Here is a 22,047-nt window from a genome sequence, read left to right as displayed (position 1 = left end):
CAACTGATATATTTTATCAAAATAAGTAAAAACCCCACTTTCACTTCAAGTAAAGGTGGGGTTTGTCTACGGTCTGAAGGTTCCTCCATGGAGAGGAACCTTTTTTGATCTTTATGAGGCTGTTTGTTCTTTTCGAAAGGATGTAGCTTTTGAAACAGAGCGATAAATTTTAGGAGCCAGCATCGCAAGGACAATAGTCAAAGCGTAGTCTTTGACCATAAACCAGATCATGAAGAACCATGTGGTTTGATAAGAAATTGGTGCATTCAGCCAAACATTTAACGCGATGTACGTATAAGTTGTCCCGATCACATACATCACGGTCGTTCCAGCAATGGCTGCAATCAAAAAGCGGCCAAAGCCAGGGTGTTGTCTCTTTTCAAGAATGAAGCCGGCAAGCCAGGCAGCAGGAATGTACGATAACACAAAACCGCCGCTTTTGCCTAAAATGACACCAAGGCCCGCGGAGAACTGTGCGAATACAGGTGCGCCAGCAATCCCAACTAAGGCATAGACAATCATGGCTAATGCGCCAAGCCGTCTCCCTAGCAAAAGACCAGCAAGCACACAAAAAAACGGCTGCATGGTGAGTGGAATTCCGCCGACCTGTAAAAATGGTACGATCGATGTGATGTTGGCTCCTATGGCCATCAGTGCAGCAAACATTCCGACTAGCACAAAGTCAGCCGTTCTTGTCTTCTTTTGCATGATGTTTCCCCCTGTCTTATCTGTACAAATAGATTAAGGGGAAGAGGATTTTTTGTCAACCTGCTTTTACTTTAGGTTAACAATAAAACCCGCTCCTGAAAAGGGCGGGCTGGATATTAAGCTTCGGTCATAGAAGATGTATCAATGGCTTTACTGACAGGCACATAATCATAGCCAAGATCACGAGCAACGGCTTCATATGTGATATGTCCGTTCATCACATTGACGCCTTCTGCGATGGCATTGTTTTCTTTGATGGCTTTTGCAGCGCCTTTATTTGCAATTTGCAGCGCGTATGGAACGGTGACATTGGTTAAAGCAACAGTCGATGTTCGCGGTACCGCGCCTGGCATATTGGCGACAGCATAATGTAAAATGCCGTGTTTTTCATAAGTAGGCTGATCATGTGTTGTGATATGATCAACTGTTTCCACAATCCCGCCTTGGTCAATGGCTACATCGACAATGACGGAACCAGGCTTCATTTGTTTCACCATTTCTTCTGTCACAAGGGTCGGTGCTTTGGCACCTGGTATTAGAACGGCACAAATGAGCAGGTCTGCCTCACTGACTGAATCTGCAATGTTGACAGGGTTAGACATTAACGTTTTCATTTGATGACCAAACTGATCGTCCAGCTGACGTAATCGCTCCGCGTTTAAATCAATGAGTGTTACATCTGCGCCAAGTCCGACGGCCATTTTCGCTGCATTTGTTCCAACAACACCGCCGCCTATAATGGTGACCTTCCCTCTAGATACCCCTGGCACGCCTGCGAGCAAAATGCCTTTCCCGCCTTTTGGTTTTTCTAAAAATTGTGCACCGATTTGAGCGGCCATTCTGCCTGCCACTTCAGACATAGGGGTTAACAGGGGAAGTGATTTTCCGTCCGTTACCGTTTCATAAGCAATGGCTGTGACGCCTTTTTGTTTCAATGCTTCAGCCAAGGAGGGCTCTGCGGCAAGATGCAGGTACGTAAATAAGATGAGTCCTTCTCGGAAATATAGATATTCCTCAGGTAATGGTTCTTTTACCTTCATGATCATATCAGAAGATGCCCATACATCTTTCGCCTGATCAAGGATCTCTGCACCAACAGATACATAATCGTCATCAGTGAATCCGCTTCCAGAACCAGCGTTTGTTTCAATTAAAATCTGGTGTCCAGCTGAAAGCAATTGAGAAGCTGCTCCTGGTGTTAATGCCACTCGGTTTTCATTGTTCTTAATTTCTTTCGGAATGCCGATGATCATGTTTATTCCTCCTATGCTTATCTATTGATATTGTATGTCTAGTGTATCCTGAAAGTTTAGAAAATTCTTCGGTTGAAATAAAAAATAAAAAAACGCCTCTTTGTGAAATTTCACAAACGGACGTTTTTTAGCTTCATATCAAGATAAATGGTCATTTTCTCATTCATGTTTTTTAAATCAATTTCTGCAATGTCTGTAATCCGCTTTAGTCTGTAATTCAATGTGTTGATATGAATGTTTAATTGCTTTGCGGCGATATTGGCATTGCTGTCACAATCAATAAACCGTTCAAGGGTTTCGACTAGGTTGGAATGATGCCTTAGGTCGTAATCCTCCAGCTTCGATAAAGAGTAACTGGAATAAGACGAGCCCTTTCGCTTTTCAGCCAGCACATCTAAATATTGATAAATGCCGAGTTCAGAAAAACTGTTTAAACGTTCCGTTTCAACAGGAAAGCGTTCTTTTGTTTTCAATACAGCCAGTGCTTCTTTATAGGACGGCTGAATTTGAGAGATATGATCGTAAATTCCGCCAATGGCCGCCTGAACGTGATGGATATGATAACGGTCAGACAGCTGCTGCAGCATGCCGCTTGTGAATTGTTTAATATCTTGAAGCGGGTGCTCTGTTTTTGGTGAGACAAGAATAATGAATTCGTGAAAATCAACAGTCGTTAATAGTACCTGCACTTGCTGCGTTGTTTCAAGCAGATAGGACAGCTTTTTTTCCGTCGCCTCTGTGAGTTCATCACGGAGGCGAAAGATGATAATGGCATACGTGTCTGGACATCTCATGCCAAGTCTCAAAAATAGGTCAAGCATCTCATCCTTTTCATGAATATGACCTGTGAGCATCTTCCAAAAAAGCTCCTGATTGCGTTCTACTGTTTTCGTTTTTCGAATTTGTAAATTGAGTAATTTGTTTTTAACGGCATGGGCTGCCATTTTGAGAAGGTCCATTTCTTCTTCTGAAAAAGGCTGCGTGGATTCAATGGCCCAGATAAATCCGAGCACCTCTTTGTCCTTCCATATTGAAATGGCGACCCTGCTAGATAAACCTACTTCTGCAATTTGAGGTACACGAAGCGGTTCATCTGTTTTAAGTAGTGTAGGAATGATGCCGTCCTTCCAAAGCCGATTAATGACTTTTTCCGGTACACGGCGGGAGATAATGGTTGAAGTTCTGGCGGGATCAGTGAAATCATTGTGTGTGCTATATGCCAATAATCGATGATGAGTATCTTCTATAGTAATAGGGCAATTGAGCACATCACTAATTTGGTCTGCCACATCCTCTAAACGATCAAGACTATACTTAAATGGATCTGTCTTTTTTGTCATAAAAACCCCTGCTTTTTCGAATATTTCACGTACTTACATTATGAAGAGAATGAGGTACGTAAATCAATAAAAAAATGCCATAAACTTAAAAAAACAGAAAGCGATAGACCTGAGTGATTTGGTCATAAATGGATACCAAAAAGAAATAGTACAATAATAACGTAGTAAAAAATCAATAGGTGAAAAGATTCATCCGAGTGCGTGTGCACTTATTAAGAATATATGACCAAAAAAATGTTAAATACTAGATAAAAAGCGAAAAAACAGTAATTCTATAGACTCATTTTGTAAAATAAAAACAGATTTGTTTGACTGTGTATCATTTCTGTTTTTATAATAATAACGTCAAAAAATAAGTGGATTAGCCCATTATATGGCGGCTATGCACGGGAGGTAATGAGGAATATGTCAGGAATTATTCGCGTAACCCCAGAAGAACTAAGAGCGACCGCTAAGCAATATGGTGTTGAAAGTCAAGAAGTGTTAAACCAAGTTGATCGTCTCAATAGAATGATCTCTGATCTAAAAGGAATGTGGGAAGGTGCTTCTAGTGAAGCATTTGCTGATCAATATGAACAGCTAAAGCCTTCATTCATCAAAATGTCTGATCTATTAACAGATGTCAGCAATCAGCTTGATCAAACTGCAAATACACTTGAAAGCACTGACCAAGACATCGCAAGCCAAATCCGCGGCTAATCAAAGTGATTTCCTTTCTAAGTGTGAAAAGCAGAAAAAGCGCCGAGTCTGTCAATTGATGCCGGCGCTCTTTCTATTTTGTGAGGTGGAAATTTGTGTATATCGATATTACCATCGACTTAAAAAATTATGATGGCAGTGTGTTTGATTTGAGACTATCAAATTATTTACATATTAAGCAAGTCATCCATATCGCCTGGCAGGCAAAACAAATCTCACTTCCTAAGCGAGAAGGCGGATGGGTGCGTGTAGTCAATAAGAAAGCTGTGTTTTCAGGCGAATATAAGCTGTCAGACTGTGGGATCACTACAGGGGACAGGCTGGAAATACTATGAAAGGACTTTTGTAAATGGCAGATAAAAAGAGTTCCTATTTAGAAGAACAATTAGAAGCAGTCATGAAAAAAGAGGAAGGCACCTACACCTTCATTTTTCAAAGAGAGACGATTAAACTCTTAGACGGTTTAGAAGCGGCACCGATCAAAGACATCAATCCTTCATTTAAAAAAGAGATTCAATTAACTGAAGGTGAGGTCATGATCTCAATTGAACCGCCTCCTGCCTATCAGGAATTTCGTTTCATCCATGCCAAGGATGAAAAAAGCAAATGGATTTTTTCATACCAGCTTGTCGATGCAGTTTGCAAACACGACGTGAAGCGGCTGCATCCTATTGTTTCTCCTGAAAACATTGTTTTTCATCAAGGCTTAGCTCCTGCATTTTTGCATTACGGGGTCAAAGAAAGCATCCCGCCGTATGAAATCGATGAGCATCGTCTGTTAAAAGAGGTCAAAGCTGTCATTCTTCGAGTGGTTGACCATGAGTATCAGTTTCAGGAATATTTGGCTTATCATGATACGTTGAAATTATCTGAGCTGGCAAAGGAAATCAGTGAAACGCAGTCGCTGGAAGAATTGTCCGCCCTTATTCAGCAAAAGATCGAAGCGCTCGAAACGAAAGAAAAAACGCTATTAACCATTCCTAAAAAGAAATGGAAGATCGAACGATACATTGGACTGGGTCTCCTTGTCCTTTTGATTCCGGCATTGGTGTATACCATTTACACCTTCTTTTTCGCGATGCCGAAACAAGAAGCGTATGTCGAGGCAAACAAATATTATCTCAACAAACAGTACAGCCAAGTGGTGGATACGTTAGAAAAATATCCAGCTAATCAAATGCCAGTCTCTCTTCAATATGAACTGGCCATTTCGTATGTGCAAACGAACCAAGGCAGCCTGTTACTTGATCAGCACAAAAAAGAAATCACGGATACGTACACATTGCAGACAGATCCGCAATACTTCCTTTTCTGGATTCACATTGGACAAGGCAATAGCAAGGAAGCGCTAGATATTGCACGGGTACTTGGGGACGATCGATACATTTTCACTGCACTCGTCGCCTATCGCAATGAAATCCAAAATGATGATAATCTCTCTGCTGAAGAAAAACAAAAACAGTTAGATCCAATCATTAAGGAAATGGCGAAATATGAAGAAAAAGAAACAACGGAGACAAGCACCAATGACTCCTCAGGCGCGAGCCAAACAGATGAAACAGCTGAACAAAAAGAGCAGTCAAAAGCCGATCAGGAGAAAAAAGAGAAAGAATCTGATTCAAAAAAGAATCCCTCTCAGACAAAAAAAGATGAGAAAAAATAATTCTTTCGATACAACTGACAGTTGGTGCTGTCCCATGAGGAGGTGGAGCGTTTGAGTCTTCTTTGGGTTTTTTATGAGGAGGATTATCAAACCGTCCGTTTAGATGAGCAGTTCAATCGAGAAGCTGTGATTGGACCTGAAATAGAGCATACCGTGACAATCTCTTCACTTTCATTTGGTGAAGGAGCGATTCGTTTATCACCTAATGAATCGAATGATGGTTTTTCAATTTACCAGGGAGAGAAGAAGAAAGGAAAATTACTTCCACATGAGCCGTGTGAAATTGGATCACTCACACTCATTTTACTGGATGCACATCATGATCAACACATTTATTACCTAGGAAATAGAGTCGAGGTGTCTTTTTCAAATGAGGAGAAAGATGAGATCGATGTGTGGAAAGAACAAGCTCATGCTATGTTTCAAGATGCCAAGCAGTTCACTTTAGAAAAAATCGAAGGAACTTGGTATGTCATACCTCAGAATGAGACGATTTATGTGAACGGAAAGCAAATCCACGGACCAGAAAAGATTCATGCCGGTGATGAGCTGTTCTGGAACTTTCTGACGGTTACACTTAAAGATGATGATTTATTGCAAGTGACAGCATACGAACCATTTCAAACACGTTTAGAGAAAACAAGACCACCAAGCACAGAAACAAAACAAAAATACCCTTTATACAGACGAACACCACGTTTAATTTATGATCTGCCTGATGATCGGGTTTCATTTAGCTTTCCTTCGCAGGAGAGTGAAAATAGCAGCAGAGGGCTTTGGCTTGTTGTCCTCCCTCCGCTTGTAATGCTTATTGTCATGGGAATTGTCGCACTCATCCAGCCGCGCGGGATTTTTATTGTTGTGTCGATGGCGATGTTTATTATGACGTTAATTACATCGTCCGTTCAATACTTTAAAGAGAAGTCACAGCGCAAAAGACGAGAAGAGAAACGGCAGCGGGTATACTCACTTTACTTAGAAAATAAACGGAAAGAGCTGCAAGAGCTGTATGACCGTCAGCAATTTATCTTGACGTATCATTATCCATCATTTGAACAAATGAAATACTTGACGTCAGAAATCAGTGGGCGGATTTGGGAAAAGACGCTTATCAGTGATGACTTTTTGCAGCTGCGTCTTGGGACAGGTGCAGTTCCGTCAAGCTATGAATTATCGACGAGCGGCGGCGATATGGCCAATCGTGACATTGATGACTTAATGGAACAAACGCAGCACATGCAAAAAGTCTATCGTGAGGTGAAGGATGTACCGATTACATTCGGTCTTGCTGACGGCCCAACAGGCTTAATTGGAAAGCCTGCGATTGTGAAAAATGAGCTTCACCAGCTTGTCGGCCAGCTTGCTTTCTCGCACAGCTATCACGATTTGAGATTTGTCTTTATCTTTAATGAGCAGGAGTATGAGAATTGGGAATGGATGAAATGGCTGCCGCATTTCCAGCTGCCTCATACATACGGTAAAGGGTTTATTTACAACGAACAAACCCGCGATCAGCTTTTGTCCTCTATTTATGAAATTTTACGTGAGCGTGATTTAGAAGAAGAAAAAGAGAAAAAAATCTTTACGCCTCACTTTGTGTTCATCGTGACAAACCATGAACTCATTGCGGAACATGTCATTTTAGAATACTTAGAAGGCAGCCGGACAGACCTCGGCATCTCAATTATCTTTGCCGCAGAAACAAAGGAAAGCTTAGCTGAAAATATCTCAACGCTTGTCCGTTATATTAACGAAGAAGAAGGAGATATTCTCATTCAGCACAAAAAGGCAGTACGGATTCCATTTCGACTTGATGCACATCAGCGTTCGGACAATGAGCTGTTTGCCAGAACACTGAGAACGTTAGACCATCAAGTCGTAATGACCAACTCGATCCCAGAAACGGTCTCATTCCTTGATTTGTTTCATGCCAAACAGGTAGACGACATTGGCATTCGTGAAAAATGGCTGACATCTGAAACAGCAAAGTCATTATCTGTGCCAATCGGTTATAAAGGGAGAAACGATATTGTTGACCTGAACCTGCATGAAAAAGCACACGGCCCGCACGGCCTGTTGGCTGGAACAACGGGGTCAGGGAAAAGTGAATTTTTACAGACGTATATATTATCCTTGGCTGTACACTTTCACCCGCATGAAGTTGCCTTCCTGCTGATTGATTACAAAGGGGGCGGCATGGCGCAGCCGTTCCGAAATATTCCGCATTTACTTGGCACCATCACAAACATCGAAGGCAGCAAGAACTTTAGTGAAAGAGCGCTTGCGTCGATTAAAAGTGAACTGAAGAAAAGACAGCGGTTGTTTGATCAGTATCATGTGAACCACATCAATGATTATACGAAGCTCTATAAGGAGAAAAAGGCTGAACAGGCGATGCCTCATTTGTTCTTAATCTCTGATGAGTTTGCTGAATTAAAAAGTGAAGAGCCGGATTTTATCAGGGAGCTTGTGAGTGCCGCACGTATTGGCCGAAGCCTTGGTGTCCATCTCATTTTGGCCACACAAAAGCCAGGCGGGGTCATTGATGATCAAATTTGGAGTAACTCCCGCTTTAAGGTCGCACTAAAAGTGCAAGATGCGTCGGACAGTAAGGAAATTTTGAAAAATAGTGATGCCGCGTCGATTACTGTCACAGGCCGGGGATATTTACAAGTTGGGAACAATGAGATCTATGAGTTGTTCCAATCGGCTTGGAGCGGTGCACCATATATGGAAGATGGCTACGGATCAGAAGATGACATTGCCATTGTGACAGATACTGGGCTCATCCCATTATCAGGGGTAAGCACAGAGCCGGCAGTGAAAAAAGAGACAGTGACGGAAATTTCTGCTGTTGTGGATGAAATTGAACGTATGCAGCAAGAGCTTGGGATTGAGAAGCTTCCGAGTCCATGGCTTCCACCGCTTGAAGAGCGTATTCCAAAAACGCGTTATGCGTCGAGTGAAGAGCATGTCTTCCATTTTGCGCTTGTTGATGAGCCAGATCAGCAAAGCCAGCATCCGCTCTCTTATCAAATGATGGAAGACGGGAATATTGGAATCTTCGGTTCCTCTGGCTACGGCAAATCACTTGCTGCCACGACACTGCTTATGAGCTTTGCGGAGAGATATTCACCTGAAGAATGGCATGCGTATATTTATGACTTCGGAAACGGGACCTTGCTTCCGCTCGCCAAACTGCCGCACACGGCTGATTATTTCTTAATGGATCAAATGAGAAAAATTCAAAAGTCGATGAAGCGTCTGCGTGAAGAGGTTGAATACCGCAAGCGGTTATTCAGACAGCAAGAAATGAGTCATATCAAAATGTACAATGCTTTGAATGAGAAAAAGCTTCCGTTCATTTTTATCGTGATCGACAATTTTGACATTGTCAAAGACGAAATGCATGATCTCGAATCTGAATTTATCCAGCTGAGCCGTGATGGACAGTCATTGGGCATTTACTTCTTGATCACAGCGACTCGTGTAAACGCAGTGCGCCAATCACTAATGAACAACCTGAAAACAAAGATTGTTCATTACTTGATGGATCAAGGGGAGGCGTATTCGATTATTGGCAGACCGAAATTCAGCTTAGAGCCGATTCCGGGACGAGTCATTATCAACAAGGAAGAGCTTTACTTTGCACAAATGTTCCTGCCAGTTGAAGGAGAGAACGATCTCGAATTGTTTGAGCATCTGAAACAAGAGATTCAGCTTCTTCATGAGCGCTTTCAAGAGGCTGAAAAACCAAAGCCTGTTCCAATGCTGCCTGATAAGCTGACAGTTTGGGAGCTTGAGAGTCATTTAGATGGGCAAAAACAGCCTTACGACATTCCAGTAGGACTAGATGAAGAATCAGTGGCACCTGTTTACTTTGATTTGAAAAAGAATAAACACTGCCTCATTATCGGTCAAACGCAGCGCGGGAAAACAAATGTGACAAAACTGATGCTTGATCAGCTTTTAGAGGCAAAGCCTGAAAAGCTGGCCGTCTTTGATTCAATTGATCGGGGTCTTTCCCATTATGCAAAAGAAGAGAACATCGATTACCTTGAAACAAAGGATGATATCACCGAATGGGCAGAGGAAATGGACCGTTTATTCAAGGTGAGGGAAGAGATATATGTTGAAGCTGTTCGCCGGGGAGAGACCGATCAGTTGTCATTTCCTCAAGTTGTGCTTGTGATCGATGGCATCACACGTTTTCAGCAGACGATCGATCCGCGCTTGCAAGATCAATTGGCTGATTTCATGAAGTCATATGCACACCTAGGCTTTAGCCTGATTGCATCAGGAAATCATACCGAATTCAGTAAGGGCTATGATGCACTGACAAACGAAATCAAACAAGTTCGTCATGCTATGTTACTCATGAAAAAATCAGAGCAAAACATCATACCGCTTCCGTATGCAAGACAAGAACCAGACATTCAGCCAGGCTTCGGGTATTTGGTTGAAAACGGGAAAGAGAAGAAAATCCAGGTTCCTTTATGTGCGGTAGGAAGGAAGAGTGTTCAATGACAGAGCAGCAAAAAAGCTCCATCAAAATCGTATCCACCATGATATTGATTCTTATTTTACCGGTTTTATTTTTCCATCTCATTGGGGATGATCCGGCAAAACAGAAGAAGAATGCTACACGTAATATTGCTGTGGTCAATGAGGATATGGGAGCGAGCGAAAGTGAAAACACAGCTCGTTTCGGACAGGATGTGGTTGCAGCATTATCAGAGCGTCCTGATTATACATGGACCGTAGTCAATCGGAGTGCGGCGGAAAATGGACTGAAAAACAGGAAGTACGACGCTGTCCTCTATATTCCGTCTGATTTCTCTAAAAATGTGCTGAGCTATGATAAAGACCATCCTGAAAAGGCATCCATTCAATTTTCGATTCAAGATCAGCTCAATGCAGTCAATAAAGAAAAAGTGCAGAGAGAGCTAGAAAATGCGCAAAAGAAAATGAATGAACAGATGTCGACCTTATACTGGAGTTTTGTGTCACAGGAAATCGGCAATGTCAGAGAAGAGTTTGAGCATATTGTCGGCAAAGAAGTCGAATTCCAAAACACGATGTATAACTTCTATAAGCCAAATTCGAACAAACTGTCTGATGCCGTTCAGCAGCAGAAGAAACAAATAGAAGAATTAAAAAATGCGATGGCCGATTCACAAAAACAGTATAAAGACGGTTTGAGTACAACAGAAGAAGCAAAGAACCAGTTAAAGGACTTTGTGAAAGTAGTCGATCAATACCAGCAGTATCAAGACAAACAAAAGGACCTCTTGATCAAAGCGCAATCGACAAGCCAAAAACAAATCCAGCAAGGGCTCAAACAGCTCGCTGATATTCAAAACCAAAATGCCCGCAGCTTTAGTGATCAAATGGGCGGACTAAAAACAGACATGAATGGGGTACAAAGCCAGCTGAAAACAACTGACAGCGCCATTCAATCTGTTCAGAAATCGAGAGAAGACGCAATTCCTAAGCAATCAACGGGATTAACTAAACTTGTTCAGGAGTCTCAGGAAGAACTGATTAAAAAGTATGAAGCTCAATACTTGGAAGACTATAAAAATAAGATGACAGCCTTGCTGGCTAAGTTAGAGGTAAAAAGGGATAAGCTAATGGATGCGCCTGCACCACCAGCTGATCCTGGTGATGATGAGCCATCAGGTCAAGATAATGAGAATCCAGAAGAGATTGGCATTAATTTGGACGAGGAAATAACTGAACTTACCCAAATTTCAACAGAGATGAACGATTTGGCTGATCAATTAGCAGAGCAGGAGACGCCGCCTTCTACAGAAGCAGAAAACGCAACAGATGGTGATGATCCTGCTCAGCCAGATAACGGAACAGATGGGGATAATCCCACTCAGCCAGATGACGACAGTACGAATCAATCAAAAGATGAATTAAAAGCACTCTCCTTACGTTTGGAAGAAGTAAAAAAGAAGATTCAAGAAAAAGCCACTACTCATAATGACCAACTGAAGGACAAGGTGAGTCAGTTGAGTAAGGAGCTTGAGAGCCTCTCTAAAAAAGTAGAGAAGCTTGAAAAGAAGATTCAATGGTTAGAAGATCGATATAATGAAATCTCGAATGAAATCAAAAATCAGGAATCTTCTATCTTAAATAAGGTGAAGGAGCTGAAACGTAGAAACTCGCCGATTGGAAACACCTTTATTGAGGAAATTTTCGATAAAGAATTCAATACAAAAACAACAAGCACCAAAAAGTTAATGGAGTATTCCAATCAACTCTCACAGCTAGAGATGATGCTCGGTAATGTCTATCAACCATCAAATAACTCATCCTTAGTCGACACCAAACCAGATGAAATCCAGTCCATCATTTCCATCAAAAAAGAAGAAACAGAGAACTGGGACACATTAAATAAACAGATGCTGACGTCAAACGATGATGTGTCTACTTTTATTGATGAGATGCAGAAGTTTTCAGATGGCTATGCAGAATATATTTCGACGCAGCAGGCAAGCATGGAACAGGAATTAAACACAATTTCTGAAAGTGCGGACAATGTTGCGGAGCAAATGGCTGATCAAGGAGATGCAGTGTATACGGCAGACCTTGCAGGCAGTTCAATTGTCGTCAGTGCGCAGGATTCAATCGGTCAGGAAGTGCTTCGTCTTTCTGAAAATATGAGTTCGTTAACCGACCGCCAAAAAGGGGTGGCAGATTATACGAACAACATTGAAGAGAGTGTGACAACGGTTCAAGAAAAGGCGGATACGCTGAATGAAAACTGGAGTAAGAATGTAGATTCAACGAAGCTGGTTCAGCATGATTTAAATGGTATTTTAGGAAACACATTAAGCGATCAAGGCAATAGCAACTATGTATATAACCACTTAGCCAACCCGCTGAAAATTAGCGGGGATGTGCCGGAAGAAAAAACGCAGACTGTACCGCCAGTGGTCATTTTGGTCATTGTGATGATCAGCAGTTTATTGATTGGCTTTTTCAGCTCGTATTATGCGGCGGCTCCGATGCTGGTCAAAGGTGCACTGTTTGGCATTTTGAACCTTTTAGTTGGACTCATGATCAGCTTGTTTGGACTTAATATCTACAAACTCGCAGATGATCAAGCGATTCAATGGTCGATTTTCACGATTTTGCTGTTGGTGACTTGTTCAGCCTTTATTCGCACGGCTTTCCTTTTCGGATCTATTGCCGGATGGATGGCAGCAACGGCGCTTATTTTCTTCTTTGTCGCACCGTTAATTGATTTGGTGATGCCGAATTTCCACTTTACAAATCCGGTGACAGACGTGTATATGTCGATCCAATACGGGAATGGGGACAATTTTGGAATGGGCATCGCAGGGTTAGTGATTGTAACTGTCCTCTTAATGGCCATACCACTTGTGACAAAGCTATGGAAAGATAAGACAGAGGAACGTGATGTGACACATGAGGCTTAATCTGTTCGTGAAAGGGATGGCACTTAGTGTCATATCCCTTTTTCTCCTCATCCCTGCTGCTTTCGCTGCTGGTGAAGATACGGATACAAATGTCAAGCCGAATGAATATCAGGAAAAGGAACTCAATATTAATTCGAGTATATTGCGGGATCAAACCAAATACGAACAAAGCAAAACAACGAAAAAAGTCAAAACAGATATTCATTTTGCTGAACCGCCTAAAACGTCGGGTGGGCATCTTTCGCCACAGCTATTCAGTGACCTGAAAGAGAATCCGCCTAAAACACCAGCTCGTATGATGAAAGAGATGAACATCTCTTTTAGCGATTCGGCTGTATCAGCACCTTCTGTCGATGATCATGAGAAGCAGACATCGGCGCTGCTTCCTATCATCTTTGGGTTCTTGATTGCCGCTGGTATCATCGTGATGATCATCCTGATTCCAAAGGTGAATGTAAAAGCTGAAAAGAAATAGCCTGTCTCTTTTAAAAGGGGCAGGCTTTTCTTTATGCAGATTGCTTGATGTCATGCCGATTCACTACGTAAAATAGTGTTATCAAGGGAGGAGATTGTCATTCGAATTTCAATCGTTACAGGAGGATCAAAAGGATTTGGCCTAGCACTTGTGAACCGGCTGCTTTCACGTGGGGATCATGTGTACACTGCGGCAAGAAGTGTGTCGCCAAATTCCCATCCAAAACTTACACATACACAGGTCGACCTGACAGATGAGGCAGCAGCTGCCAAATGGCTTCAAGATATTCTGTCCCCGCAAACACTGGCAGACGCTGATGACATCTTATTCGTCAATAATGCAGGAATGGTGACCCCTATCAAACGCGTTGGGCAAGGCGGACGGGAAGCGCTTCATCAGCATTATACGTTGAACCTTGTCATTCCTGTTTTGCTGAGTCATGTATTTGCCGACCAGATTCAATCATTCAAAGGGAAGAAAACGATCGTTCATCTTTCTTCTGGAGCTGCTAAAAACCCATATAAAGGATGGAGTGCGTATTGCAGCTCAAAGGCGGGACTTGATATGTTTATGAGGACTTTACATGAGGAACAGCAAGACGAGGCGCATCCTATTATTACGTTTTCCTTTTCACCCGGGACGATCGATACAGATATGCAGGGCGAGATTCGGAAGTCATCAAAAAAGGACTTTGAACAAATTGAACGTTTTCAGCAATTATATGAAACAGGCACGCTGAAGAGTCCGGATGAAGTCGCAGGTATCTTGCTCGACCTTTTATCGGAGAATCCAGCTGGCGGATGCGTATACGATGCACGTGAGTATGTGAAAAAGCAGTCATAACGACTGTTCAGCGTGAAGACAAACCCTCGCATTCGGTGTCAGTCCTGCGCGCTGGTGCTCGTCCTTTCTGGACTTCAAGGGTTTTCATATCACGCTGAAAAGAAGACAAAGGGCTAAAAGCAGTCATAACGACTGCTTTTTCTTATGGTACAAGCAAGAACGGCTGGTTTCGCATAAGCTAATCTTAAGACTCACAGGAATTGTGACAGAACATTTGAGTTTCTTTTCAGAATATGTTAGGATGCTAAAAATATAGATAAGGAGGGGTTTCCATGAGAAAGGTTACATTAATGGATGTTTATACCCATCCAGTCGCTCAAAAATATTTAAATCGTTCAGGAAAAGCCCATGCGATTGCTTGTGCTTATCACGCATTCAAGCTGGCGATGCAGGCAGGAATTAACCCAGATCTTGCTGTGAAAGCAGCGCTCTTGCATGACATCGGTCACTATGAATGGTATACAGCCGGTGGAGAATGGGATTACGAGACATATAGACGGAATGATATTCATGCCATTAAAGGAGCAGAGCGGGCCCACAAACTGCTCATACGTCTCGGTGAGGAACCAAAAGCAGCCAAAGATATTGCGCTGGCGATTCTGCTTCATACGGATTCTTATTTGCCAGAGGGCGACCTGCACAAGGACACACTCCAGAAAATTGTGAAGAAAGCAGATGAAATGGATGAAGAGCCTGGCGGACACCATCATTACAGACAAATAGACGAATCACTTGCACTGAAAAAAATTACAGATTTGGATCAGAAGGTGCAGCAGGCACTTCAGCCCATGAAACGCTCTGTTTAGTATGGAATGTCTCCATGAATATTTCCATGCTGGTCGACATACAATGTGCGAATAACGGTACGGTTAAACGCAGATGTTCCTGAAGTCGTGAGTCCCGTGTAATGAACCGTGACGGAATAAGCACCTTCTTTTTTCAATTGAACGGCTGATGAAGAGCTCGTTTTAAGTGGATGATCCTTTTGAGCATCCTTAAAGTAAACGGTCTCTACTGTTTTGCTTAACCGTTTGATCAGACGGCTCGAATGTGTTGATGCATCCCCTGATTTCGCTGCAACAATTTTGATTTCTTCATTTAATGGTGAATCAAAGGATACAAGCAGCAAATAAGGAGCTTTTTTTCCTGAATTCGATCGAATTGTCCATTTTCCAGGAACGGGTTTATTGATCTGCACATGGTGTGAATATGCGCCTTCATATGGGAAAGATGCTTCCGATGTCTTAAGGTTTGTTAAGACGTCTCCATTTGGGGCGACGATTTCCGGCTGTGCTTCCTGTCTTTCATTTAACCACTGAATCGATAAGCCATTCGTTCCTTCCTCTACATAGAACGCTTCTGTTTTATCCTTTTCACTTTCACCGCCTTTTACGTAAACATCTGTATTCACCTCAGCAGAGACTGGCTCTTGTTTCGGGTTATCTTCTTTTTCAGCATTTGAGATACTTGCTAGCAGCTGATGTTGGAACACTGGGAACATGCTTGTGCCGTTTTTGATCGAATAGTGGTCCCATTTTCCCGTTAAAATATTATTTGCATACGATAATCTTGTGCTGCTTACCGTGACAGCGCCATCGTTTGCACCAAAGCTCTTTAAATACAATCCGCCTAAATAAAGCACGCCGCCAAATGTTCCCCATTCTGAACCAGAATAGGTGACATATTTATTGGGAAACGTCTCTAATCGGTCGGTTTCACTTCGAAAAGCCGCCATAAGACCCGTTTGCAGAGAATAAAGTGCGTCGCTTTTTTGTCCAAGAATTTGCGCGAGCCAGCTCCCGCCCTTGCTATAGGCTAAATCCGCAAGCGGCGTTCCGTAATGAGGAGAGCCGAGTGTGATGACCTTATCTACATATGGATGGGCATTGTAATACACGAGTGCGGACTGTGCATCCACCCCGCCTTTACTATGACCGATCACAATGAGTTTTCTACCGAAAAAATCATAGATTTCTTTTAGCTTTTCCGCTAATAGTTTGCCATTTCTTTTCATGTCCTGATCTGGATGCAAATCTATGAATGCGCTCTCGTATCCATTCAGAACAGCTTGTTTTGCCATATCGTTTCGACCGAACCAAGTGGAGGAAGAGCTATTAATGCCATGAACAAAGACAAGAGGGGGTTTTGACTCTTCTTTTTGAACTGGCTCTTCGCCTTTAAACCACTTTCCTGGTGTACCAGGTTCATCTCCAATTGTGCCTGCATACGCATAACTTGCAGAGGATAGAAAGAGCATGACAGCAACGATACAGATTAATTTTTTCAAGATAATTCACCTCTTCAAATGATTTAAATTGTTGGCAGCACCAATCTATTATACTTCTAAAAAATGCAAAAAAATATAATTTGTAAAAATATGGTATTAACGTTGTAGGTTTGCCGAGTGACATTCACATGGGTCATTGCATACGCTGTGGGTAAATACACAAGTAAAGGGGCAGGTAGGATGGCACAACAGGGAAGTCCACAGCTTGTTTCATTAGTCGATCCATATGTTTATCAAACATTGCAGAAAGTGGTCGGTATGAGATTGATTGTTCAAACAGTGAAAGATACTGTGCGTGGAAAATTGAAGGAAGTCATGCCGGATCATATTGTGATTGAGGCGGGGACAAAGTCAGTTTTTTATGTGCGGATCCAGCAAATCGTGTCGGTGATGCCTGATCACAGTGAAAGAGTGTAACAAGCAGACGCCTAGGTGTCTGCTTTTTTCATGCTTACAGAATGTATATCTACAAACAGCGCATGATATACCAATTGTTCTTTTTTTTTCAAAAAATGTGGTTCTAAAACAAGAAGCAGTTGACAGAAGGTGGGTTGAATAGTAGTTTTTTAATAAGATCAATACGTAACAGGAGGAGCATCTTTGTTAAAATCTAAAGTTCATTTTTGGACATTCCAAATACTACTTGTTTTACTCATTGTATATGTATCAACAAAGGTTTCGTTTTTATTTCAGCCGATTATTTTATTTGCATCCACCTTGTTTGTGCCCATCTTGCTGGCAGGCATTCTCTTTTTCATTTTTAATCCAATTGTGCGGTTCTTGTCCAAGAAGATTCCTAGGACACTCGCCATCCTGATCATTTATCTCCTGTTCATTGGACTCATCACATTCATTGTCAATGCTGTCGGACCAGTCATTGTTATGCAGTTGGGCGGACTTGTCAAAAGCTTCCCTGGATATGTGACGGATATGCAGAAATTTATCAACAACTTCTCGCATTCTAAAACATTTACTTGGATGATGAACCAAGATTATGTGTCTGTCTCAAAGTTTGAACAGACGATCGTTTCGACATTAAAAGATTTACCGGAAAATATTGCTTCAAGCATGTCTGCAGTGTTTGGCGTCATTGCAAATATTGCCCTTGCCGTGATCACGGTTCCGTTTATTTTATTTTACATGCTGAAAGACGGGCATAAGTTTCCGGACAAGCTCGTTCAATTCTTGCCAATGCCTTACCGCAAGGAAGGGCTGAAAATCTTCAAAGAATTAAACGACACGCTTGCTGCTTACATACAGGGGCAAATTGTTGTCTGTTTATTTGTCGGAGTTGCTTGTTTTATCGGATACTTATTAATTGGTGTGAAATATGCGCTCATTCTCGGCATTATCATTGCGATTACAAACGTGATTCCGTATCTTGGACCATATCTTGGCGCGGCACCAGCTGTGCTCATTGCCTTTCTTGATTCGCCTGGAAAAGCGGTTGTGACAGTAATTGTCATTCTTGTCGTCCAGCAAATCGATGGAAACGTGATTTCTCCGTTGATCATTGGGAAACGTCTTAATACACATCCATTGACCATTATCCTGCTATTAATTGGGGCAGGAAGCTTTGGCGGAATACTAGGTATGATCTTTGCGGTGCCTGTGTATGCGCTGCTCAAAGCCATCACATTGAATATTGTGAGATTGGTTCAACTGCGCCAGCGTTCTCGAAAAGAACAGCATTTAAACGTCTAGGACAGATGCACAAATTCCCCCTTTTGCATAAGATGATTTACATAAGCAGATAGGGGGAGATTCTGTTGCCTGCAATCGTTGGACCTATTCATATCGAGTCGTTAGGAGGAAACGGTGCGGCTACTTTCGGTGATGTTCTGGCCATTGCACCTTTGGCCGTAGACCACTCTACTGGCGGGGCGGGAGCCTTTAATTCAGGCGATTATATGTCCCTCACAAGTGATCCAAATGCCACCATGCTGTGGGACTTTACACTGTTTGGCCAGCCTCAATCATTTAATGCATAGAAGACAGCTGATGATAAGACGTATCAGCTGTCTTTTTTATGTTGGATATACACGTATTTTTGCGCTGGGCATATGATGAGGGTAGTAAAGGTGGTGAAAAGATGCCAGCAATTGTTGGACCAATTCATATTGATCGTGTGAGTGGAAACGGAGCAGCACATTTCGGTGATATTTTTGCCATTTCTCCAAAAAGTGTCGATCACTCCGCCGGAGGCTCAGGGACTTATAATGCGGGGGACTTTGCTCAATTCTACAACAGTCCAAACGTCACATTTGTCTGGGATTCAGACCTGATTAGTCAGCAAAAAAGCTTTAATGCGTAGCCAGCTTTGGAAGGGATTCCTTTTCAGAAGCTGTCTTTTTTTATGGTACAATGGATATGGATGTAAGGAGAAAAAGAGGTGTGAAAAAAGTCAAATGAAAATAAGAAAAGCGCACATCACAAGGGGGCAATTAAAGACCTACAATGTATATTTACATGAAAATAAAAAAGAATATAAAACACTTGTCGCCGTACCTGATATTGAATGGAGTATTTCCATTGCGTATGAGGACGAAAAAGCGCAGCTTGAACAATCACTTGAACAATCCTTAATGGAAAGAGTAGAAACAGACGAAGCCCGTGAGCTCGCACTAAAGATTGTGCACTGGGTCACAGAAATGTAAATTCAGTAAACAGGAGTGAAAACAGCGATGAAAGAAGAATCCGTAGACTTTTATTTGCAGCAAGGGATATTTGGACATGCTGAAACAAAACCCGATGAACGAAGAATGTTTCTCGGTTCATTAAGGGAACGAGCGCTTCTCGCCCTGACAAAGGGACAGGTATTAAGAAATAAACCGTATCAAGAGGTAGAACAAGTATTAAAGGCCAATCGACAAGCCACTGTTCTTTTAAATGGTGAATTGTCTTATGCTTCTTATTCTCAATATGTCAAAATGGCAAATGCCGCTGGATGCTCTTTTAAAGTGGTGAATCATCACGAAGCACACTCGCCTTTTGGCCTTGTCATAGAGGTGCCAAGTGCGATCAATCAAGAGCACATCTATATAGAAGATGAGCTGTTTCAAAACGCTTTTTCTCGTGAATCTGTTGAATAGGTTTCCCTAGTGAAATGAATAGGCTATAATGATTCAAAAGAGCATATGGGAGAGATGCGGATGGGCAAAGCATTGATTTGTATTGATTATACAGTTGATTTTGTTGCAGACGATGGAAAACTGACATGCGGAAAGCCTGGACAGGCGATTGAACCTAAGATCACAGAGATCACTTCTTCGTTTATTGATGAAGGACACTTTGTCGTCTTTGCGGTCGATCATCATGAAGAAGAGGACCCTTATCATCCAGAAACAAAGTTATTTCCGCCCCATAATATCCGCGGGACTGAGGGAATTGAACTTTATGGCAAACTAAGTTCACTATTTCACACGTCAAAACATTTAAAGCATGTCTACTATATGGAAAAAACAAGATACTCTGCTTTTGCAGGCACTCAATTAGAAATGAAACTGCGCGAGCGCGGCATCACTGAACTTCATTTAGCCGGAGTGTGTACAGATATTTGTGTACTTCATACAGCTGTGGATGCGTACAATAAAGGCTTTGAGCTTGTGATTCATCAGAATGCCGTGGCGAGTTTTAATGAAGCGGGGCACGAGTGGGCACTTTCTCACTTTGAGCAGACGCTTGGTGCGAAAGTGGTTAAGTAAGGGAAGGAGAATGGAAGTTGGAGCATCGGTTTATTGACGACAGTTTATCACTACATACAGATCTTTATCAAATTAACATGGCAGAAACGTATTGGAGAGACGGCATTCATGAAAAGAAGGCAGTCTTTGAACTCTTCTTTAGAAAGCTTCCATTTGACAATGGCTTCGCTGTATTTGCTGGTTTAGAGAAAGCGATTGAATATTTATCGGACTTCTCCTTCACCGAAAGCGATCTTGCGTATTTAAAAGATGAACTCGGTTATAAAAGCGATTTCATTGAATACTTAAGCGAGTTGTCCTTTACAGGTACACTTCATTCAATGCGAGAAGGCGAAATTGTCTTTGCGAATGAACCAATTATGCGCATCGAAGCAACGCTAGTTGAAGCGCAGCTCATCGAAACGGCACTGCTCAATATTGTGAATTTCCAGACGCTGATCGCAACAAAGGCGGCTCGGATTAAAGGAATCATTGAAGATGAGACAGCATTAGAATTCGGAACAAGACGTGCGCATGAAATGGATGCAGCCATGTGGGGAGCAAGAGCGGCATTGATCGGCGGATTCCAGGCTACAAGTAATGTTCGTGCAGGGAAACGCTTCAATATCCCAGTATCAGGAACACATGCCCACGCGCTTGTACAAGCCTATCGCGACGAGTATACAGCATTTAAAAAATACGCTGAAACACATACAGACTGTGTCTTTTTAGTCGATACGTATGATACCGTCAGATCTGGCATTCCGAATGCGATTAAGGTTGCGAAAGAATTCGGAGACAAAATCAACTTCATCGGTGTCAGACTTGATAGCGGAGACCTTGCATACTTGTCTAAAAAAGCTAGAACGATGCTGGATGAAGCAGGATTTCATGACGCAAAAATCATTGCATCAAGCGATCTTGATGAACACACCATCATGAATTTAAAAGCACAGGGCGCAAAAATTGATGTGTGGGGTGTTGGGACAAAACTTATTACAGCATTTGATCAGCCAGCCCTCGGTGCTGTGTATAAGCTTGTGTCGATTGAAGAGAATGGCAAGATGAATGACACCATCAAAATTTCATCCAACCCAGAGAAAGTGACAACACCAGGCCGTAAACGTGTGTATCGCATTATCAATCAATTGAATCATCACTCGGAGGGCGACTACATTGCTCTTGAAGAGGAAGATGTTCAAAGTGAAGATAAGCTGAAAATGTTCCATCCTGTGCATACATTTATCAGCAAATTTGTGACAAACTTTGTGGCAAAGGATCTTCACGTCCCAATCTTCGAACAAGGAAAACTTGTGTATGATAATCCGGATATTCAAACGATTCAAGCCTATGTGCAGGACAGTCTCGGACTCTTCTGGGAGGAGTACAAACGAATCAGCAAACCAGAAGAATATCCAGTCGATTTGAGTCAAAAATGCTGGGATAATAAGATGCAATTTATCCATGATGTAAAAAATAAAATCAAAAAAGAGCTTTATGAAAGCTAAGTGTGGAAGAAAAGGAGATCATCAAGCCAGATGGTCTCTTTTTTTTATTTTGACCTGTTCAAAATGAACCATTCGGGCAATCATTTGGTATACTGAAAGCACATCTTGTTTGTCATTTCATAAAGGAGGATTGG

Annotated in this window: 20 protein-coding genes; 16 read left to right on the top strand and 4 right to left on the bottom strand. The window is 42.1% G+C overall.

Annotated elements, in window-relative coordinates; genetic code table 11:
- Nucleotides 1-111 precede the first annotated feature (111 nt).
- The 3 genes from R0K30_RS17040 to adeR form a co-directional block, all read right to left on the bottom strand.
- Nucleotides 112-708 (bottom strand): biotin transporter BioY, encoded by a 597-nt coding sequence (locus R0K30_RS17040; RefSeq protein WP_099727065.1) that lies wholly within the window; start codon nucleotides 706-708, stop codon nucleotides 112-114.
- A gap of 116 nt (nucleotides 709-824) precedes the next feature.
- Nucleotides 825-1,961: an alanine dehydrogenase gene (gene ald, locus R0K30_RS17035; protein ID WP_099727066.1), complete on the bottom strand. Its 1,137-nt coding sequence runs from the start codon at nucleotides 1,959-1,961 to the stop codon at nucleotides 825-827.
- A gap of 110 nt (nucleotides 1,962-2,071) precedes the next feature.
- A complete protein-coding gene (adeR, locus tag R0K30_RS17030) occupies nucleotides 2,072-3,301 on the bottom strand; it encodes a sporulation transcriptional activator AdeR (protein ID WP_230030797.1) in 1,230 nt (409 codons plus the stop codon).
- 405 nt (nucleotides 3,302-3,706) lie between these two features.
- Between adeR and R0K30_RS17025 the strand changes: the two genes are divergently transcribed.
- The 8 genes from R0K30_RS17025 (at nucleotide 3,707) to R0K30_RS16990 (ending at nucleotide 15,241) form a co-directional block, all read left to right on the top strand.
- Nucleotides 3,707-4,000 carry a WXG100 family type VII secretion target gene (locus R0K30_RS17025; protein WP_003213769.1) on the top strand — a complete coding sequence of 98 codons (294 nt, stop codon included), beginning with the start codon at nucleotides 3,707-3,709 and terminating at the stop codon, nucleotides 3,998-4,000.
- 95 nt (nucleotides 4,001-4,095) lie between these two features.
- A complete protein-coding gene (gene yukD, locus R0K30_RS17020) occupies nucleotides 4,096-4,335 on the top strand; it encodes an ESX secretion system protein YukD (protein ID WP_003213579.1) in 240 nt (79 codons plus the stop codon).
- A gap of 14 nt (nucleotides 4,336-4,349) precedes the next feature.
- Nucleotides 4,350-5,663 (top strand): type VII secretion protein EssB, encoded by a 1,314-nt coding sequence (essB, locus tag R0K30_RS17015; protein WP_327925373.1) that lies wholly within the window; start codon nucleotides 4,350-4,352, stop codon nucleotides 5,661-5,663.
- Between the two features lie 51 nt (nucleotides 5,664-5,714).
- Complete coding sequence (essC, locus tag R0K30_RS17010; RefSeq protein WP_410611830.1) at nucleotides 5,715-10,190, top strand: type VII secretion protein EssC; 4,476 nt, start codon at nucleotides 5,715-5,717, stop codon at nucleotides 10,188-10,190.
- Nucleotides 10,187-13,117, top strand: coding sequence for a type VII secretion protein EsaA (gene esaA, locus R0K30_RS17005; RefSeq protein WP_230030798.1), 2,931 nt, complete (start codon nucleotides 10,187-10,189; stop codon nucleotides 13,115-13,117). Before essC ends, esaA begins: the two co-directional genes overlap by 4 nt.
- Nucleotides 13,107-13,592, top strand: coding sequence for a type VII secretion protein EssA (gene essA, locus R0K30_RS17000; RefSeq protein WP_099727071.1), 486 nt, complete (start codon nucleotides 13,107-13,109; stop codon nucleotides 13,590-13,592). Before esaA ends, essA begins: the two co-directional genes overlap by 11 nt.
- A 99-nt stretch (nucleotides 13,593-13,691) precedes the next feature.
- Nucleotides 13,692-14,435 carry a (S)-benzoin forming benzil reductase gene (locus tag R0K30_RS16995; RefSeq protein ID WP_230030879.1) on the top strand — a complete coding sequence of 248 codons (744 nt, stop codon included), beginning with the start codon at nucleotides 13,692-13,694 and terminating at the stop codon, nucleotides 14,433-14,435.
- 272 nt (nucleotides 14,436-14,707) lie between these two features.
- Entirely contained in the window at nucleotides 14,708-15,241 is a 534-nt protein-coding gene (locus R0K30_RS16990) for an HD domain-containing protein (RefSeq protein ID WP_410611828.1), read from the top strand.
- On the opposite strand, the gene R0K30_RS16985 is transcribed toward R0K30_RS16990, so the two are convergent.
- On the bottom strand, nucleotides 15,238-16,722 hold the full coding sequence (locus tag R0K30_RS16985; protein ID WP_099727074.1) for an esterase/lipase family protein: 1,485 nt from the start codon (nucleotides 16,720-16,722) through the stop codon (nucleotides 15,238-15,240). The genes R0K30_RS16990 and R0K30_RS16985 overlap by 4 nt on opposite strands.
- Before the next feature lie 180 nt (nucleotides 16,723-16,902).
- On the opposite strand from R0K30_RS16985, the gene R0K30_RS16980 reads away from it, so the two are divergent.
- From R0K30_RS16980 to R0K30_RS16945, 8 genes are all read left to right on the top strand, one after another.
- Nucleotides 16,903-17,139 (top strand): YuzF family protein, encoded by a 237-nt coding sequence (locus R0K30_RS16980; protein WP_099681761.1) that lies wholly within the window; start codon nucleotides 16,903-16,905, stop codon nucleotides 17,137-17,139.
- 183 nt (nucleotides 17,140-17,322) lie between these two features.
- Nucleotides 17,323-18,426: an AI-2E family transporter gene (locus tag R0K30_RS16975; RefSeq protein WP_099727076.1), complete on the top strand. Its 1,104-nt coding sequence runs from the start codon at nucleotides 17,323-17,325 to the stop codon at nucleotides 18,424-18,426.
- 65 nt (nucleotides 18,427-18,491) lie between these two features.
- Nucleotides 18,492-18,713, top strand: a complete 222-nt coding sequence (locus R0K30_RS16970; protein ID WP_003213446.1) for a spore germination protein — start codon at nucleotides 18,492-18,494, stop codon at nucleotides 18,711-18,713.
- Nucleotides 18,714-18,814: 101 nt separating this feature from the next.
- Complete coding sequence (locus R0K30_RS16965; protein ID WP_099727077.1) at nucleotides 18,815-19,036, top strand: spore germination protein; 222 nt, start codon at nucleotides 18,815-18,817, stop codon at nucleotides 19,034-19,036.
- Between the two features lie 94 nt (nucleotides 19,037-19,130).
- Nucleotides 19,131-19,379, top strand: coding sequence for a YueH family protein (locus R0K30_RS16960; protein WP_410611824.1), 249 nt, complete (start codon nucleotides 19,131-19,133; stop codon nucleotides 19,377-19,379).
- Nucleotides 19,380-19,406: 27 nt separating this feature from the next.
- The gene (locus R0K30_RS16955) at nucleotides 19,407-19,814 is read left to right on the top strand and encodes a YueI family protein (RefSeq protein WP_230030802.1); all 408 of its coding nucleotides are present in this window, start codon (nucleotides 19,407-19,409) and stop codon (nucleotides 19,812-19,814) included.
- 60 nt (nucleotides 19,815-19,874) lie between these two features.
- On the top strand, nucleotides 19,875-20,426 hold the full coding sequence (locus R0K30_RS16950) for a cysteine hydrolase family protein (RefSeq protein WP_034317140.1): 552 nt from the start codon (nucleotides 19,875-19,877) through the stop codon (nucleotides 20,424-20,426).
- 17 nt (nucleotides 20,427-20,443) lie between these two features.
- The gene (locus R0K30_RS16945) at nucleotides 20,444-21,913 is read left to right on the top strand and encodes a nicotinate phosphoribosyltransferase (protein ID WP_410611821.1); all 1,470 of its coding nucleotides are present in this window, start codon (nucleotides 20,444-20,446) and stop codon (nucleotides 21,911-21,913) included.
- The last annotated feature ends 134 nt before the right edge of the window (nucleotides 21,914-22,047 follow it).

This window comes from Bacillus sp. SIMBA_154 (assembly GCF_046536015.1).
GTDB classification, from domain to species: Bacteria; Bacillota; Bacilli; order Bacillales; family Bacillaceae; genus Bacillus; species Bacillus pumilus_P.
This window is presented reverse-complemented; position numbering and strand designations above follow the sequence as displayed.

Bases quoted from the DNA above. Each gene is read 5' to 3' on its own strand.
- R0K30_RS16965 (WP_099727077.1), top strand. From the start codon at position 18,815: ATGCCAGCAATTGTTGGACCAATTCATATTGATCGTGTGAGTGGAAAC.
- R0K30_RS16990 (WP_410611828.1), top strand. From the start codon at position 14,708: ATGAGAAAGGTTACATTAATGGATGTTTATACCCATCCAGTCGCTCAA.
- essB (WP_327925373.1), top strand. From the start codon at position 4,350: ATGGCAGATAAAAAGAGTTCCTATTTAGAAGAACAATTAGAAGCAGTC.
- R0K30_RS17040 (WP_099727065.1), bottom strand. From the start codon at position 708: ATGCAAAAGAAGACAAGAACGGCTGACTTTGTGCTAGTCGGAATGTTT.
- esaA (WP_230030798.1), top strand. From the start codon at position 10,187: ATGACAGAGCAGCAAAAAAGCTCCATCAAAATCGTATCCACCATGATA.
- ald (WP_099727066.1), bottom strand. From the start codon at position 1,961: ATGATCATCGGCATTCCGAAAGAAATTAAGAACAATGAAAACCGAGTG.
- R0K30_RS16955 (WP_230030802.1), top strand. From the start codon at position 19,407: ATGAAAGAAGAATCCGTAGACTTTTATTTGCAGCAAGGGATATTTGGA.
- R0K30_RS17025 (WP_003213769.1), top strand. From the start codon at position 3,707: ATGTCAGGAATTATTCGCGTAACCCCAGAAGAACTAAGAGCGACCGCT.
- R0K30_RS16960 (WP_410611824.1), top strand. From the start codon at position 19,131: ATGAAAATAAGAAAAGCGCACATCACAAGGGGGCAATTAAAGACCTAC.
- R0K30_RS16950 (WP_034317140.1), top strand. From the start codon at position 19,875: ATGGGCAAAGCATTGATTTGTATTGATTATACAGTTGATTTTGTTGCA.
- adeR (WP_230030797.1), bottom strand. From the start codon at position 3,301: ATGACAAAAAAGACAGATCCATTTAAGTATAGTCTTGATCGTTTAGAG.
- R0K30_RS16980 (WP_099681761.1), top strand. From the start codon at position 16,903: ATGGCACAACAGGGAAGTCCACAGCTTGTTTCATTAGTCGATCCATAT.
- essA (WP_099727071.1), top strand. From the start codon at position 13,107: ATGAGGCTTAATCTGTTCGTGAAAGGGATGGCACTTAGTGTCATATCC.